Origin of the sequence: Ramlibacter sp. (genome assembly GCA_019635435.1) — a bacterium.
Taxonomy (GTDB): domain Bacteria; phylum Pseudomonadota; class Gammaproteobacteria; order Burkholderiales; family Burkholderiaceae_C; genus JAHBZM01.
On sequence record JAHBZM010000001.1, the window covers coordinates 3,679,591 to 3,695,347 of the forward strand.

At 67.2% G+C, this 15,757-nt stretch carries 13 protein-coding genes and 1 pseudogene; 5 read left to right on the forward strand and 9 right to left on the reverse strand.

Translation table 11 applies throughout. The features are described from left to right. Positions 1-20 precede the first annotated feature (20 nt). On the reverse strand, positions 21-1,133 hold the full coding sequence (gene nadA, locus KF796_17800; protein ID MBX3588487.1) for a quinolinate synthase NadA: 1,113 nt from the start codon (positions 1,131-1,133) through the stop codon (positions 21-23). Further along, positions 1,130-1,996: a carboxylating nicotinate-nucleotide diphosphorylase gene (locus tag KF796_17805; GenBank protein MBX3588488.1), complete on the reverse strand. Its 867-nt coding sequence runs from the start codon at positions 1,994-1,996 to the stop codon at positions 1,130-1,132. Before KF796_17805 ends, nadA begins: the two co-directional genes overlap by 4 nt. Positions 1,997-2,204: 208 nt before the next feature. Here KF796_17805 and KF796_17810 point away from each other — a divergent pair, with 208 nt between their 5' ends. After that, positions 2,205-6,500: a DUF11 domain-containing protein gene (locus tag KF796_17810; protein MBX3588489.1), complete on the forward strand. Its 4,296-nt coding sequence runs from the start codon at positions 2,205-2,207 to the stop codon at positions 6,498-6,500. Positions 6,501-6,509: 9 nt separating this feature from the next. Here the strand turns inward: KF796_17810 and KF796_17815 are convergent, their stop codons facing one another. The 4 genes from KF796_17815 to KF796_17830 all read right to left on the reverse strand — a co-directional run bounded on the left by KF796_17815 (position 6,510) and on the right by KF796_17830 (position 8,809). After that, positions 6,510-7,514 (reverse strand): NAD(P)-dependent glycerol-3-phosphate dehydrogenase, encoded by a 1,005-nt coding sequence (locus KF796_17815; GenBank protein ID MBX3588490.1) that lies wholly within the window; start codon positions 7,512-7,514, stop codon positions 6,510-6,512. Between the two features lie 51 nt (positions 7,515-7,565). Further along, a complete protein-coding gene (gene secB / locus KF796_17820) occupies positions 7,566-8,036 on the reverse strand; it encodes a protein-export chaperone SecB (GenBank protein MBX3588491.1) in 471 nt (156 codons plus the stop codon). Between the two features lie 86 nt (positions 8,037-8,122). After that, entirely contained in the window at positions 8,123-8,380 is a 258-nt protein-coding gene (gene grxC, locus KF796_17825; protein MBX3588492.1) for a glutaredoxin 3, read from the reverse strand. An 18-nt stretch (positions 8,381-8,398) separates the two neighbouring features. After that, a complete protein-coding gene (locus tag KF796_17830; GenBank protein ID MBX3588493.1) occupies positions 8,399-8,809 on the reverse strand; it encodes a rhodanese-like domain-containing protein in 411 nt (136 codons plus the stop codon). A gap of 103 nt (positions 8,810-8,912) precedes the next feature. Between KF796_17830 and gpmA the strand changes: the two genes are divergently transcribed. The 3 genes from gpmA to moeB all read left to right on the forward strand — a co-directional run bounded on the left by gpmA (position 8,913) and on the right by moeB (position 12,092). Beyond that, a complete protein-coding gene (gpmA, locus tag KF796_17835) occupies positions 8,913-9,656 on the forward strand; it encodes a 2,3-diphosphoglycerate-dependent phosphoglycerate mutase (protein MBX3588494.1) in 744 nt (247 codons plus the stop codon). 170 nt (positions 9,657-9,826) lie between these two features. Continuing rightward, complete coding sequence (locus KF796_17840) at positions 9,827-11,263, forward strand: PDZ domain-containing protein (protein ID MBX3588495.1); 1,437 nt, start codon at positions 9,827-9,829, stop codon at positions 11,261-11,263. Positions 11,264-11,336: 73 nt separating this feature from the next. Next, on the forward strand, positions 11,337-12,092 hold the full coding sequence (gene moeB / locus KF796_17845; protein ID MBX3588496.1) for a molybdopterin-synthase adenylyltransferase MoeB: 756 nt from the start codon (positions 11,337-11,339) through the stop codon (positions 12,090-12,092). Positions 12,093-12,096: 4 nt separating this feature from the next. Here the strand turns inward: moeB and KF796_17850 are convergent. Together KF796_17850 and KF796_17855 are read right to left on the reverse strand one after the other, a co-directional pair. Beyond that, a pseudogene (locus KF796_17850) lies at positions 12,097-14,031 on the reverse strand (AsmA family protein). Positions 14,032-14,105: 74 nt separating this feature from the next. Continuing rightward, the gene (locus KF796_17855; GenBank protein MBX3588497.1) at positions 14,106-14,288 is read right to left on the reverse strand and encodes a hypothetical protein; all 183 of its coding nucleotides are present in this window, start codon (positions 14,286-14,288) and stop codon (positions 14,106-14,108) included. Between the two features lie 300 nt (positions 14,289-14,588). Between KF796_17855 and KF796_17860 the strand changes: the two genes are divergently transcribed. Continuing rightward, entirely contained in the window at positions 14,589-14,972 is a 384-nt protein-coding gene (locus KF796_17860; GenBank protein ID MBX3588498.1) for a response regulator, read from the forward strand. Here KF796_17860 and KF796_17865 read toward each other — a convergent pair. Continuing rightward, positions 14,969-15,601, reverse strand: coding sequence for a response regulator transcription factor (locus KF796_17865; GenBank protein ID MBX3588499.1), 633 nt, complete (start codon positions 15,599-15,601; stop codon positions 14,969-14,971). The two genes, KF796_17860 and KF796_17865, sit on opposite strands and share 4 nt — an antisense overlap. Positions 15,602-15,757 lie beyond the last annotated feature (156 nt).

The following is a 15,757-nucleotide window of genomic DNA, read 5'->3' on the forward strand; positions in this document are numbered from 1 at the left end:
GGCGTGCCTGTGGCGTTGCGTCAGGCCGCCCCAATGCCGGGCACCAGCGCGCCGGCGTTCTGCCCGCCCTTGAGCGCGGCGGTGAACGCCAGCATGCGGTCGATGGGCAAGCGCGCGCGCAGGCCCAGCGCCGGATCGACCTGAATCTCGTTGGCACCGGTCTCCAGCACATGCGCCAGGCCGGCCAGGCCGTTCATGGCCATCCAGGGGCAATGGGCGCAGCTCTTGCAGGTGGCACTGTTGCCGGCGGTGGGAGCCTCGTAAAACACCTTGCCGGGGTTGAGCGCGCGCAGCTTGTGCATCATGCCGTTGTCGGTGGCAACGATGAACTCCCTGGCGTCCATGTCGCTGGCCGCCTTGAGGATGCCCGAGGTGGAGCCCACCGCATCGGCCAGTGCCACCACTTCGGCAGGCGACTCCGGGTGCACCAGCACCTTGGCCAGGGGGTGCTCCTTCTTGAGCGCCTCCAGCTCAAAGGCCTTGAACTCGTCGTGCACAATGCAGGCCCCGTTCCAGAACACCATGTCGGCGCCGGTTTCGCGCTGGATGTAGCCGCCCAGGTGGCGGTCGGGCGCCCACAGGATCTTGTGGCCCTTGTCCTTGAGCGCGCGCACGATGTCCAGTGCGCAGCTGGAAGTGACCAGCCAGTCCGAGCGCGCTTTCACGGCGGCGCTGGTGTTGGCATAGACCACCACGGTGCGGCCTGGATGCTGGTCGCAGAACGCGCTGAACTCATCGATCGGGCAGCCCAGATCGAGCGAACAGTTGGCGTCCAGGTCGGGCATCAGCACCCGCTTTTCGGGGGAGATGATCTTGGCGGTTTCGCCCATGAAGCGCACACCCGACACCACCAGGGTCTGCGCCGCGTGGTCGCGGCCGAAGCGGGCCATCTCCAGCGAGTCGCTGACAATGCCGCCGGTCTCTTCGGCCAGGTCCTGCAGGTCCGGGTGCACGTAGTAATGCGACACCATGACCGCGTTTTTCTCCTTGAGCAGCCGGCGGATTTTGTCCTTCAGCTCGGCGCGCTGCTTCGGACCCGGCTCCACCGGCACCCGGGCCCAGGCATGCCGGGTATCGCAGACCGAGCCTGCCCCGGCGGGCTGGTCGTATTCCACATCAATCACTGCGCTCATGGCAACTCCTGCAAACGCATGGAAAAGTCGGTGGCCTTCACGTCCTTGGTGAGGGCGCCAATGGAGATGCGGTCAACCCCGGTCTCGGCCAGTGCGCGCAGGCCGTCCAGGGTCACCCCGCCCGAAATCTCGAGCACCGCGCGCCCGGCATTGAGGCGAACCGCCTCGCGCAGCGTGGGCAGGTCCATGTTGTCGAGCAGCACCATGCGGGCGCCACACCCCAGAGCCTCTTCGAGCTGGGCCAGGGTTTCGACCTCGATCTCGACGAAGCGCGCCTGCTGCGCCACCTTCTCGGCCGCCGCCAGCACGGCCGTGACGCCACCCGCTGCCGCAATGTGGTTCTCCTTGATCAGCACCGCGTCATACAAGCCAATGCGGTGGTTGGTGCCGCCGCCGGTCTTGACGGCGTATTTCTGCGCCAGCCGCAGGCCGGGCAGCGTCTTGCGGGTGTCCACGATCTGCGCGCGCGTTCCCTTGACCGCTTCCACGTAAGCCGCGGTCTTGCTGGCCACGCCACTGAGCAACTGCATGAAATTGAGTGCCGTGCGCTCGGCGCTGAGCAGCGCCCGGGCCGGGGCCTCAACCTCCAGCACCACCTGATCGGGCTGGCTGCGCTGGCCTTCTGCCACATGCCAGGTGACAAGGGCATCGGGGGCAAGCTGCCGCAACGCCGCTTCGGCCCAGGGCGCACCACAGATCACGGCAGCCTCGCGCACCAGCACACGGGCCCGGGCGCGGCGGGAAGGGTCCACCAGCCCCGCCGTGAGGTCCCCGCCGCCCAGGTCCTCGTCAAGCGCGCGCGCCGCATCGGCGCGGGCCAGTTCCCTGACGGCAGCGGCTGAAAAGTCAAATACAGAAGTCATGGCCCCGAGCATAGCCAGATCGGCAACCAGGTCGCCCCGATGTCAACTTTGTCCCCACGGCACAGGACTTTGAAGGTGGGCAAGTCGGTTTCATTCAGTTACTATTGTCCGAATGTACTACCCCGATTCTTCATCGGGTCCGCAGGTGACCGGTGCAGCCGGTGGGGGCCTTGCGTCAGCCCGGCGACCAGACCGGGCGCACCGCCTCGTGCAACGCTTGCTGCTGGCCCTGTGGCTGCTTGGCCTGGGAATTCCGCTGGTGGCCCGGGCCCAGGTCTGTGCGGCCCCCGGCAAGGACGCACCCGGCACGCTCTCGGGCATCGTCAACCGTTACCACCAGGGCAACGGCAACCGTGCCGCGGGCAACACCACGCTCACGCTCGGCGCCGCATCCGGAGCTGCCGGCGCCGTGGCCGTGGGCGACCTGCTGCTGATCATCCAGATGCAGGGCGCCAGCCTCAACACCAGCAACGACGAGCGCTACGGCGACGGCGTGGGCACCAACAACAGCCGGCCATTCAGCTCGGTGTCGCAGGCCAACGGCTACACCAACCTCAACAATGCCGGGGCCTACCAGTTCCTTCGGGTGACAGCGGTGGCGGGCAACAACATCACCTTCACGCCGCCCCTTGCCAACGACTACACCCAAAACACGGGCAGCACCCGCCGCCGGGCCTACCAGGTCATCCGCGTGCCCCAGTACCCGAGCGCCACCATCAACGCAGCCAGCCCCGTGGTGCCCCTGCCGTGGGACGGGCTGGTGGGCGGTGTGGTCGCGATCGACGTGGCCGGCAAGCTGACGTTCACCGGCGCCGGGCCCCACATCGATGCCTCCAGCCGCGGGTTCCGCGGTGGCGTGCAGGGCAACAACAACTCCACGTTCCCGTCAGGCACCCTGCTCTACCGCGGCAACAACACGGCCGACGGCGGCAGCAAGGGCGAGGGCATGGCCGGCACGCCGCAGTACGTGCAGACCTCCACCGCGGGCGGCTACAACAGTGGCACACGCTTCAGCGACGCCGCGCCCACCTTCATCAACAATGGCACGGCGGGCGGCTACCCCAACGGAGACTTCCTGCGCGGCGCGCCGGGCAATGCCGGCGGCGGCGGCAATTCCCACAACGCGGCCGGCGGCGGGGGTGGCAACGGCGGGCAAGGCGGCAACGGCGGACAGACCTACGATGGCGACGGCCTGCTGGACACCGGCGGCTATGGCGGGGCCCGCTCGCCGCAGGATGGCGTGCTGCTGCCCACCCACATCTTCATGGGCGGCGGCGGTGGCTCCGGCAGCCTGAACGATGGCACCAGCCCGCGCGGCTCGGGCGGCAACGGGGGCGGCATCATCGTGGTCCGCGCGGGCGGCTTCATCGGATCGGGCCTGTTGCGCAGCGACGGCCAGCGCGGCTGGGATTCCGACGTGGGGCAGGACGCCGGCGGCGGTGGCGGCGCCGGCGGCTCAGTGCTGGTGATCGCAGGGAGCGGCCACGGCAGTGTCTCGGTGCAGGCCCGCGGCGGCGAGGGTGCGGACTCCAACCTCAACACCAACAGCCTGCCCTTTGCACCGCCCAATGGCGTGCAGACAGGCGGCTGCTGCACCGGCGAGCGCGAAGGACCAGGCGGCGGCGGTGGCGGCGGTGCGGTGTATTCCAACGCCTCGCTGGGGCTGCTCGATCTGGCGGGTGGCGCCAATGGAAAGTCACGCGAAGACCTGTCCCAGGGCTTTTCGGGCAACATGCAGGCGCGGCCCGGGGATGCCGGCAACAGTGCGACCTCGATATCGTCGGCCGCCATCGATGGCGCCAGGCCCGGCTATGAATGCGAACCTCTGCTGACGGTGGCCAAGCGCACCAGCACCCCCTCGCGAACGGTGCCGCCGGACACCAGCGCAAGCTACGCCATCAGCCTGTCCAACGCCGCGACGGCCGGCACGGCCTATGGCGTGTCACTGGCCGACGCCCTGCCCCCGCCTTTCACGCTCAGCGGCACCACGGCGGTGGTCAGTTACGGCGCAGGCGCCTCGGGGCCGGGCTCGCCGCTCGCGGTCGGCGGCACCTCCACGCTCGCCCTGGGCTCGCCCGGAGATCCCGCCAACGGCTTCACGCTGGACCCGGGCGGCAGCCTCACGCTGACCTTCAATGTCAGCCTCAACAGCGCAACATCGGGCACCTACAACAACCCCGCCACGGTGGCATTCACCGACCCCACGCGCAACAGCGGCGTGGCCGCGCTGGCCGGCATCAATGCCAGCGTCAGCCCGGGCGGCCTCGACGCTGCCGGCAACACGGTGGGGGGCAGCAACTACGCGGCCGGGTCGAGCACGCAGGAGGACATCGTGGTGGCCGGCGCCCCCGCGACCTCGGCCGACCTGGCGCTGACCAAGACCGGGCCGCCGGCGGTTGAGACGGGTGACGCCGTGCAGTATGTGCTCACGCTGACCAGCGCAGGCCCCGCCAACCTGGGTGGCAGCGTGACCGTGAGCGACCTCGTTCCCGCGGCAATCGGCACCGTGACCTGGGTCTGCACCGTGACCAGCGGCAGCGCCGACTGCGACACCGCGGGTGCGGGCACGGGCGCCGCGGGCAGCGGCAATACCGTCACGCTGCCGCGCATCCAGATCGACAGCGGTGCGCAACTGCGCATCCAGATTGACGGCACCGCCGCCAGCGCGGCCACGGTCACCAACACCGCAACGGCCACGATCACGCCCGGCTTCACCGATCCCTCGCCGGCCAACAACCAGGCCACGGCGGACACCGTGATCTCGGTGCCCGTGGCCGACGTGTCCGTCACCAAGTCCAACGGTGTGGCGACCGTGACCTCGGGCGGTGTGACCGGCTATGCGATCGTGGTCGCCAATCCGGGGCCCTCGGCGGCCGATGGCACGACCATCGCCGACCCGGCGGCCGCAGGCCTGACCAAGCTGGGCGTGAGCTGCCTCGCCGCGGGCGGCGCCATCTGCCCCGGCGGCCTGACCACAGCCACGTTCGAAGCGGGCATCGCCATCCCCACCCTGCCCGCCGGCAGCACCGTGACCTTCGACCTCAACGCCCAGGTGACTGCCGTCAGCGGGTCGGTGATCAACACGGCAACGATCACGCCGCCCGCCGGGCTGACCGACCCCAACCCGGGCAACAACAGCGCCAGCGACAGCGACGCCGTGGGCGTGGCCAACACCACGGTGGTGACCGCCGCCGGCATCTGCCCGGCCGGCACCACCGAACAGGCCGCCAACCTGGTGACCAACGGCGATTTCTCCGACACCGGAGCCGGCCTGGGCGCGGGGGTGAGCCAGTACCCGCTGAACACCAACGTGCCCGACACGGGGGTGGGCATCCAGTCCGGCGCGCGCAACTACGGAGGCCTGATTGTCCAGAACCCCTTTCCCGGCGACGTGAGCCGCGGCGTGGCGGGCGCCACCACCTGGCTCTACAACAACGGCAACAACACCGGCGCGGCCTACCGGATCTGGTCCCAGACCGTCAATGGCCTGACCGTGGGCCGCACCTACACGTGGCTGTACTACGGCTCCAACGCCATCGTGCCGGGCAACACCACGGCCACGGCCCAGCCCCGCATCGAGTTCCGGCTGACATCGGGGCCGACCACCCAGACCCTGGGAGGTTCCGACAGCTATCCGCTGGAAACGCTGGGTGGCGGCGATGTGTGGTCCATGCAGCAGCGCACCTTCACCGCCAGCGTGACCTCGGTGGTGCTGGCCCTGTGGGACACGCGCACCGGCACCAATGGCGACAGTTTTGCCAGCGCCCAGATCGCGCTGCGCGAGTGCGCGCCCAATGCCGACCCGGTGGTCACCAAGACCGACAACACAACCACCGTGGTCACGCTCTCGACCACCAGCTACATCCTCACCGTGGCCAACAACGGCCCCGGCGCGGCCGACGGCGTGATCGTCAAGGACCCGGTCGAGCCCGGACTGAGCAAGCTGGACATCGCCTGCCAGGCAACGGGCACGGGCGCGCTGTGCCCGGTGTCCACCACCGTGGGGGGCATCGAGGGCGCGGGCCTGACCATCCCGGCGCTGCCGGCCGGCACCACGGTGACCTTCACCATCACCGCCTCCATCACCGCGCTGCAGGGGCAGGTGACCAGCACGGTGGCGCTGCAGCTGCCCCCGGGGCTGACCGACAGCAACCTCGCGAACAACAACGCGCAGGACATCGACAACGTGAAGGGCCTGGTCAATGTGACCATCGGCAAGAGCAATGGCACGGCCACGGTGGCCTCGGGCAGCACGACGGCCTACGCCATCACGGTGGGCAATGCGGGCCCTTCGCCGGCCGACAACAGTGTGCTCACTGACCCGGCCGTGACCGGCCTGTCGTGTACCAGCGCGGCCAGTTGCACGGCGAGCGGTGGCGCCTCATGCGGAAGTCCGACGGTCCCGGTCGCCACGCTGCAAAGCGGCTTCCCCATCCCCTCCCTGCCCGCGGGCGGGCAGGTCACCGTCACCGTCGTTTGCAATGTGTCGGCGTCGGGTTCGTAGCGGGAGGCTTCAGGCGGATTCAGCGACGGGGTCACGCCCCATCAATTCGGCCACGGCCGTGCGCGGGTCCAGCTGGCCGTCAAGCAGCGACACCACCGACTGCGCAATCGGCATCTGCAAGCCCAGATGCCGCGCCCGCTGCACCACGGTGCGGGCGCAGTACACACCCTCAGCCACATGGCCCAGCGACTGCACCGCCTGCTGCAGCGTCTGGCCCCGGGCCAGCAGCAGACCCACCTGCCGGTTGCGGCTCAGGTCACCGGTGGCCGTGAGCACCAGGTCGCCCAGGCCCGACAGGCCCATGAAGGTGTCGGCGCGCGCTCCCAGGGCCAGACCCAGCCGTGTCATTTCGGCCAGTCCGCGCGTAATCAGGGCGGCCCGGGCATTGAGCCCCAGCCCCAGGCCATCGCACAGTCCGGTGGCGATGGCGAGCACGTTCTTGACCGCGCCCCCCGTTTCCACGCCCACCAGGTCGTCGTTGGCATACACCCGCAACGAAGGGCCGTGAAACGCCGCGACCAGCGCCTGGCGAACCGCCGCATGCTCGCTGGCCGCCACCAGGGCGGAGGGCTGGCCGCGCGCCACCTCCTGCGCAAAACTGGGTCCACTGAGCGCGCCAGCCGCCAGCCCGGGCGCGACCTGGGCCAGGACTTCATGGGACAGCAGCCCATCGTGACCGGCCTGTGGACTCTCAAAGCCCTTGCACAGCCATGCCACGGGCAGGCCGCAGTCGCGCAACAGGCCCAGCATGCCGCGCAGGCCGGACATGGGTGTGGCAATGACCACCAGGTCATGCTCGCGGACCAGGGAAGACAGCCCCTGGACCGGTTCACCCGTCACCGCGAGCGCGGCGGGCAGGGGCACACCGGGGAGATAGCGCGCGTTCTCGCGCTGCGCGGCCATGGCCGCCGCCTGCGCCGCATCACGCGCCCAGAGCGTGACCGCGTGCCGCGAAGCGGCACTCACGGCCAGCGCCGTGCCCCAGGCACCGGCGCCGATTACTATGATTTTCATAGCACGCAGTGCCCGATGCTGGCGGACTGCAGGCCCAAAGGGTCTGAAAACTTACTGGGTGACGATGCGCGGTGCATCGGCCTCGGCGGCGGCAGCGGCTTGCGCCTGCTGTTGTTCATGCATGGCCTGGAAGTTGATTTCGGCCAGATGCACGGGCGGAAAGCCAGCCCGGGTGATGATGTCGGACACATTGCCACGCAGGTACGGGTAAACGATCTGCGGGCAGGCGATGCCGATGATCTGGCCCATCTGGTCCTCGGGCAGGTTGCGGATCTCGAAGATGCCAGCCTGCTTGACCTCCACCAGGAACACCGTCTTGTCCTTGATCTTGGCCTGCACCGTGGCCGTCACGGCAATTTCATAAATGCCTTCGGCGGCGGGCACGGCGTCCACGCCCAGCTGGATGTCGACCACGGGCGCTTCCTGCTCCAGCAGGATTTGCGGGGAATTGGGCTGCTCCAGCGACGCTTCCTTGAGGTAAACACGTTGAATCTGGAACACGGGATCTTGCGCTTCGGCCATGGCACTCTTTCAGTTCAAAAAACGAAATTCGGAAAGACAAGGCCCGCCTGGAAATGCTCCCACGCGGGCCTGTCGCGATGCGGAGATTATCCGTTCAAAAGCGGCACCAGAGCGCCGCGGCTGTCCAGGGCCATCAGATCGTCGCAACCCCCGACATAGGTCTCGCCCACGAAAATCTGCGGCACGCTGCGCCGCCCGGTGATTTCCATCATCTTCAGGCGCTCTTCAGGCTGCATGTCGACACGGATCTCCTCGATCTGCTCGACCCCCCGGCCCTTGAGAATCTGCTTGGCGCGGATGCAGTAGGGGCAAACGGCCGTGGTGTACATCTTCACAGTCTGCATGGTGGAGTCCGGTTGGCCTCAGGCTTTTTCGAGCGGGAGATTGGCCTCTTTCCAGGTCTTGAGGCCGCCCTGCAGCACCTGGGCTTTTTCATAGCCCAGCTTCCTGGCCTGGGCCAGCACCCGGTTGGCCCGCGCGCCCGTCGCGCAGACCAGGATCACGGGCAGGCCCTTGTTCTTGACCACCTCGGGCAGACGCTGCTCGAACTGCCCCACCGGCACGTTCTTCGCGCCACCCACGTGGCCCGCCGCAAATTCCTCGGCCTCGCTCACGTCGACCACCACGGCCTTTTCACGGTTGATCAGCTGCACGGCGCCATTGGCCGTGAGGGTGCCGCCAGCCAGCCCGCCCGCGAGCAGGGGCCAGGCCAGCATCGTCCCGGAGGCCAGCGCCACCGCAATCAGCGTCCAGTTGTCCACAATGAATTTCACGTCAAACCTTTCCAGTGACCGAACGGCAAAAGCAGGGATTTTAGAATGCAGGGCTCATCCCTTCCTTTCAACCGGCCATTGCGCCCTGTTTTTGCGACCCTTCATGCACAAACTCGTCCTCATCCGCCACGGCGAATCCACCTGGAACCTCGAGAACCGCTTTACCGGCTGGACCGATGTGCCGCTGACCGACACCGGCATCGAACAGGCCAGAAGCGCGGGGCGGCTGCTGCGGGCCGAAGGGTATGAGTTCGACCAGGCCTACACCAGCGTGCTCAAGCGGGCCACCCACACCCTCTGGCATTGCCTGGACGAAATGGACCGCACCTGGCTGCCCGTGGTCAACAGCTGGCGCCTCAACGAGCGCCACTACGGGGCGCTGCAAGGGTTGAACAAGGCCGAAACCGCAAAGAAATTCGGTGACGATCAGGTGCTCGCCTGGCGCCGCAGCTACGACACGCCGCCGCCCGCGCTCGAGCCCACCGATCCACGCTGCGAGCGCGCGGACATCCGCTATGCGCACCTGGCACCCGGCCAGGTCCCGCTGACCGAATGCCTCAAAGACACCGTGGCGCGCGTGCTGCCTTTCTGGAACGAAGCCATCGCGCCGGCCATCCGGTCAGGCCAGCGCGTGGTGGTTGCCGCGCATGGCAATTCCATCCGCGCGCTGGTCAAGTACCTGGACGGCATTTCGGATGACGATATCGTCGGGCTCAACATTCCCAACGGCACGCCCCTGGTCTATGAGCTCGACGCCGATCTGCGTCCCCTGCGCCACGACTACCTGGGCGATGAACAGGCCGTGGCGAAGGCGGCCGCCGCCGTGGCCTCCCAAGGCCGGGGCTGAGACGCGGGACGCCCAGGGAAAAGCCCTGAGCCACCGGCGCATCAAGGCGTAAAGGCCGGGTAAATCCCGGTACTTTCCCTCAATTCCGCCCCCTCCTCTGGAACTGCGGGCCAACCTGGGCGTCTCACCGTCTGGGTCGGTGTATATTGAAGTCAAGAGGACTTAGTTTTATGAGCCACAAACTCAAGATAGCGGGTTGGATCACGGTCGGAGCGCTGGCGGGCGCCTTGACCACGGTGTCGCTGCAGACGGTCGCCCGCGGATCGCTGGCGCCACTGCCGCTGGAAGAGCTTCAGCAACTCGCCGCCGTGTTCGGCATGGTCAAGAGCGACTACGTCGAGCCCGTGGACGAGAAAAAGCTGATCTCGGACGCCATTTCGGGCATGGTGTCGAGCCTGGACCCGCACTCTCAGTACTTCGACAAAAAGTCCTTCAAGGAATTCCGCGAGGGCACCTCCGGCCGCTTCGTGGGCGTGGGCATCGAGATTTCGCAGGAAGACGGCCTGGTCAAGGTGGTTTCACCGATCGAAGGCTCGCCTGCCTTCCGGGCCGGCCTCAAGCCCAATGACCTGATCACCAAGATTGACGAGACCCTGGTCAAGGGCCTCTCGCTGACCGAAGCGGTCAAGCGCATGCGCGGCGAGGCCAACACCAAGGTCCTCCTCACCATCTACCGCAAGGACGAGAACCGCACCTTCCCGGTCACGATCACCCGCGAGGAAATCAAGACGCAATCCGTCAAGGCCAAGGTGATCGAACCCGGCTATGCGTGGATTCGCCTGAGCCAGTTCCAGGAGCGCACGGTGGAGGATTTCGCGCGCAAGCTCACCGACATCTACCAGAAGGAACCCCACCTCAAGGGCCTGGTGCTGGACCTGCGCAACGACCCCGGAGGCTTGCTGGACGCCGCCGTCGCGGTGTCCGCGGCGTTCCTGCCTGACAACGTGACCGTGGTCTCCACCAACGGCCAGCTCGCCGAAAGCAAGTTCACCTACAAGGCCTCGCCGGAGTTCTACCAGCGCGGCAACGGTGTCGATCCGCTCAAGCGCCTGCCGGCGGCCCTCAAGTCGGTGCCCCTGGTGGTTCTGGTCAATGAAGGCTCGGCATCGGCGAGTGAGATCGTGGCCGGGGCCCTTCAGGACCACAAGCGGGCGACCATTCTGGGCAGCCAGACCTTCGGCAAGGGCTCGGTCCAGACGGTTCGTCCGCTGGGCCCGGACACCGGCCTCAAGCTCACCACCGCCCGTTACTACACGCCCAGCGGCAAGTCGATCCAGGCCAAGGGCATCCTGCCGGACGTGATGGTTGATGAGACCGAGGAGGGCAACCTCTTCGCCGCGTTGCGCACCCGCGAGGCCGATCTCGAGAAGCACCTCAACAGCGGCCAGGGCGCCGAAGTCAAGGACGAGGCCCGTGAAAAGGCGCGCGAGGAAGCCCGCAAGAAGCTCGAGGAAGAAGCCCGCAAGGCCCCCCAGGAGCGCAAGATTCCCGAGTTCGGCGGTGACAAGGACTTTCAGCTGGCCCAGGCGCTGAACCAGCTCAAGGGCCGTCCGGTCCTGATCAGCAAGACCATGGTCGAGCGCAAGGAAGAAAAGAAGGAAAACTGATCTTCCACGCCCTGGCCAGGGCCGGATCCGCTGCGCGGATCCGGCCTTTTTCATTGCGGCCACAATCACCCCCATGACCGACGACCAACTGCTGCGCTACTCGCGCCATATCCTGCTGGACGAGATCGGAATCGAAGGCCAGCAGCGCATCCTGGAAGCGCGGGTGCTGGTGATCGGGGCCGGCGGGCTGGGCTCTCCCGTGGCGCTGTACCTGGGCAGCGCCGGGGTTGGCCACATCACGCTGGTGGACGATGACGAGGTGGACCTCACCAACCTGCAGCGCCAGGTCGCCCATGACATGTCCCGGCTCGGTGAACCCAAGGCCGGCTCGGCCAGGGCGGCGATTGCCGCCATCAACCCCGACGTGGTGGTCGACGCGGTGGTGGCGCGTGCCGACGCCGCACTGCTGGATGACCTGCTCCCCGGGGTCGATCTGGTGCTGGACTGCAGCGACAATTTTTTGACCCGCCAACGGGTCAATGCGGCCTGCGTGGCTCACCGCAAGCCCCTGGTGTCGGGTGCCGCCATCCGGTTCGACGGCCAGGTGTCGGTCTACGACCCCCGCGACCCGCTTTCTCCGTGCTATGCCTGCGTTTTTCCCGCGGATGCCTCTTTCGAGGAAACCCGCTGCGCAACCCTGGGCGTGTTCGCGCCACTGGTGGGCATCATGGGCGCGATCCAGGCCGCCGAGGCGCTCAAGCTGCTGGTGGGCACCGGGGAACCGCTGGCAGGCCGCCTGCTCATGCTCGACGGCCGCAGCATGGCATTCAGCGAAGTGCGCGTGCCGCGCCAGCCAGGCTGCCCGGTCTGCGGCCACGGCGGCGCCTGAGCCCCTAGCGCGTGCGGTGCGAGATGGCAGGTGTCGCCGCCCGGTTGAGCACATTCAGGCAATTGACATCCTTGCCCGGCCCGGTTTCCAGCGTGGCGGCAAGCGCCAGCAGGGGATTGATGGCGGCCAGTGCCACCGCGGCGCCGGCACGTCCCGCGAGCGCGGCCTTGTCCGGCCCTGCCGTGGGCGCCGCGAAGCTCCCCTGGATTTTCAGTGGAGAGCGCAGGCTCAGGATGCTCGCGTCCTTGGGCTGGGGGCGCAGGACGAGGTTCAGGGTTTCGTCCGCGAAGCTGATCTGTCCGGTGCCCTGGACCACGGTGTCAACCGTGTCGAGCACCAGGGCGCGGCTGCTCATCACGCCCTGGCGAACATCGAATGCAGCCGCCGCACAGCGCAACCTGACATTGCGGTCACCACCCACCAGGAACTTGATGATCTCGCCACCATCAAGCCCCACGAATTCGAGCAGCAGGTTGCTGATCTCGCCCTCACCCATCAGCATCGCCACGTTGCCCGACGAGGTGGCCAGCATCCGCGCCACGTTGTTGCCGTCGCCCGCCAGGTCAATCCGGCCATTGAACTGTCCCAGGCTGCTGCGGGTGGATTCCACCGCGGGAAACAACTGGTTCAGGTGCAGCCCCTCCATTTCCAGATTGACCACCACCTTGGCCGGGCTGGTGGCGCCGTTGATCCGCAATCGCCCGGCGACGCCGCCCCCCGCAATGCCGATCTGCAGCGGATCCAGTTCCAGAACACCGTCGCGAAGATGCACATGAAGGTCCGCGCGTTGCAGCGGCAGCGCATGGGCGTGGGTGATGTCAAGCGCCCGGTACCGGACGTCGGCGTTCATCGCCTTCAAACGCTCCAGGTCCAGCGTGGCCACCGGCAGCACCCGGCCCTGGGGACGGGCGGGCGCCGACCGGTCAGGCGTGGCGCCCTCGGTGGGGGGTGGCGCCGGCAGGGGCGCTGCCGCGCTGCGGGGCTGCACAGGCAGGCCCACCAAGGGTGCGAGATCGTCAAAGTCCAGCCTGGCTGAGCGAAGTGAGCCCGTCAGCAAGGGCACAGTCGCCGACAGGTCGTAGCTCAGCTCGCCCGAAAGGTCCGACCGGCCCAGACTGCCGCGCACGTCCCCGACGCTCCAGGTATCGCCCTGCCGGCTCAGCCGGCCACGCACGGCGTAGCGCGGTGTCTCGGGCAACACGACGCCCACGAGCCGGTACAGATCGGCCAGGCTGGCACCCTGCAGTTCAAAGGCGGCATCAAGGCCATCGGCGCTCACCAGGCTGGCGATCGTGCCCGTCGCACGCAGGCTGGTGGACCCGGCCGTCGCGTTGACCTGCACCGGGAAGGGCTGGTTCAGCGGCGCCTCCAGCGCCAGAACGCTGCCGGTGCGCCCGGTGGCCGCCACCGCCTGGCCCTTCCAATGCCCCTTGGCCTGAAAGTGAAACGGCAGTGTCGAGTCAGGCTCCTGCGCCTCGAACGCGGCCCGGATGTCGGCGCCCTGCTCGGCAGCCACATAGTGCAGGGTGCCGCCGTCGATGGTGAGCGAGCCGATCCTGGGCACGTTGCCGGGGTCAGAGGTCTCTCGCCCCAGCGCCCAGGTGCGCCGGCCGTCGGCCTCGATCTGCAGCCCGAGTTCGGGTTGATGCAGCACCAGCGAGGGCAACTCCAGCCGCCCGGCCAGCAATGGCAGCAGCCTGAGTTCGAATTCAGCCGATTCGGCACGGATCAGGAAGCGGTCGCTGGCCCAGGCAGGGTTGGCAAAGACCACCCCATCCATCCTCACATGGGTTGTCCAGCCCGGACGCACCTCAAGCCGTCGCACGATCTCGAAATGGCGGCCCGTGCGCTCACTGACGAAATGATTGAGAGGGCCGCGCATCCAGTCCCAGGGAAGCAGCCAGATCGCGAGGACGAACAAGGCCAGGCCAGCCGCCACGATGCCCAGGCCCCGTGCCCACCACCGGCCTGGCCCACCGCGCGAGCGCAGCGGTTCGGGGGGCGATCCTTCGGTCACCGGCCCGCCGCTTCAGCGCCGCGGGTGGGTTCGGGCAGCAACAGACCCGACGCCGACACCACCTGCGTCGCCGCACTGGCGAGCAACAGGTCAGCCCGCGCGGGTTCGCCGAACGCCACCGCAGCCGCCGATGCCAGCGTGGCGGCAACCATCAGGATGGAATTGAGAAACGGCTTCATCACAATGTCCCCGAGGACAAGAACTTGCCCTCCGAGACTGAGTCTCGCGCCGGGACCCGGTCCGGGCCATCAGCGGCCTACGGCAGCCACCGTCAGCCTGCACCTACAGCACGGCGAGCCACGACGTAAAGCCGGGCAACTGTAGGCAACGTCCTACGCGGAGGCGACGAACCGACTGGCACAATTTCGCAAGCAAAAACGATACATTGCGATACAGATGTCAGCTTTTCCCCACGCAGCAGTGCGGCCTTGCGCCCACCTTCAACATGTCCCCTCGTCCTGCGGCTCGAGCAACAACCCATGCCGCAACTGAGAACCTATATCGTTGAGGACAATGCGACCATTCGCGAGAACCTGATTGGTACGCTCGAAGAGCTGACATGCATCAAGGCGGTGGGTTTCTCGGAAACGGAAGACGAGGGGCGCGAATGGCTGACCCGCAGTGGCCAGCCCTGGGAACTGGCCATCGTGGACCTCTTCTTGAAGCAGGGCAGCGGGCTGGGTGTGCTGGAAGCCTGCCGCTCGCGCCAGCCGGGCCAGAAACTGGTGGTGCTGAGCAACTACGCCACTGCCGACATGCGCAAGCGATGCGCGCAACTTGGCGCCGACGCGGTCTTTGACAAATCCAACGAGATCGATGCGCTGGTCGATTACTGCATCGACCAGTGCCGCGTCGCGGATTAATCGATCAGCTTGTTCTTGAGCGCGTAATACGTGAGGTCACTGTTCGATGCCAGGCTCATTTTTTCCATCAGGCGCGTGCGATAGGTGCTGACCGTCTTGACGCTCAACGAAAGCGATTTGGCAATGTCGCCAGCCGTTTCTCCCTTGGCCAGCTTCAGGAAGACCTGGAACTCGCGCTCCGACAGATGCTCGTGAGGCGCCCCCCCCTCCTTGCGGTTCAGCTGCTGGGCCAGCAGCTCGGCCACCGATGGGGAGATGTAGCGGCGACCCAGCGAGATCGTGCGGATCGCGTTGACGATTTCCATGGGATCGCATTCCTTGTTGAGGTAGCCGCTCGCGCCCTGACGGATCAGGTTCATTGCATAGTGCTCCTCGGGATAACCGCTGAGGATCAGGATGCCGACGTCCGGCGCCTTGGCCCGGATCATGCCCAGTGCGTCGATGCCGCTTTGCCCTGGCATGGACAGGTCCATGACCAGCACGTCGAGCTCCGTAGTGCGGACGAGGTCGATCGCTTCACGGCCGCTCGCGGCTTCGCCCACGACACGCAGATCCACCTGCTCGGAGAAAAACTGCTTGAGTCCGGTCCGCACAATGGCGTGGTCATCCACAATTCCGACTTTGATCATGTCTTTTCGTTTCCGTGGTTTGCTTCGCGGCGGGATGCCGGCATGTCGGCGGCCCTGAGACCGGCCAACCCGAGTTGTCCATGATTCTATTCACAGTACCGTTCCTGCGGAGGGCCTCATGTCCTGGTTTTCCTTGAAGAGGCCCCTGACGCTGCC

Coding starts and splice junctions, on each gene's coding strand:
- KF796_17805 (MBX3588488.1), bottom strand. CDS start 1,996: ATGACTTCTGTATTTGACTTTTCAGCCGCTGCCGTCAGGGAACTGGCC.
- nadA (MBX3588487.1), bottom strand. CDS start 1,133: ATGAGCGCAGTGATTGATGTGGAATACGACCAGCCCGCCGGGGCAGGC.
- secB (MBX3588491.1), bottom strand. CDS start 8,036: ATGGCCGAAGCGCAAGATCCCGTGTTCCAGATTCAACGTGTTTACCTC.
- KF796_17855 (MBX3588497.1), bottom strand. CDS start 14,288: ATGAAGCCGTTTCTCAATTCCATCCTGATGGTTGCCGCCACGCTGGCA.
- gpmA (MBX3588494.1), top strand. CDS start 8,913: ATGCACAAACTCGTCCTCATCCGCCACGGCGAATCCACCTGGAACCTC.
- KF796_17860 (MBX3588498.1), top strand. CDS start 14,589: ATGCCGCAACTGAGAACCTATATCGTTGAGGACAATGCGACCATTCGC.
- moeB (MBX3588496.1), top strand. CDS start 11,337: ATGACCGACGACCAACTGCTGCGCTACTCGCGCCATATCCTGCTGGAC.
- KF796_17840 (MBX3588495.1), top strand. CDS start 9,827: ATGAGCCACAAACTCAAGATAGCGGGTTGGATCACGGTCGGAGCGCTG.
- KF796_17815 (MBX3588490.1), bottom strand. CDS start 7,514: ATGAAAATCATAGTAATCGGCGCCGGTGCCTGGGGCACGGCGCTGGCC.
- grxC (MBX3588492.1), bottom strand. CDS start 8,380: ATGCAGACTGTGAAGATGTACACCACGGCCGTTTGCCCCTACTGCATC.
- KF796_17865 (MBX3588499.1), bottom strand. CDS start 15,601: ATGATCAAAGTCGGAATTGTGGATGACCACGCCATTGTGCGGACCGGA.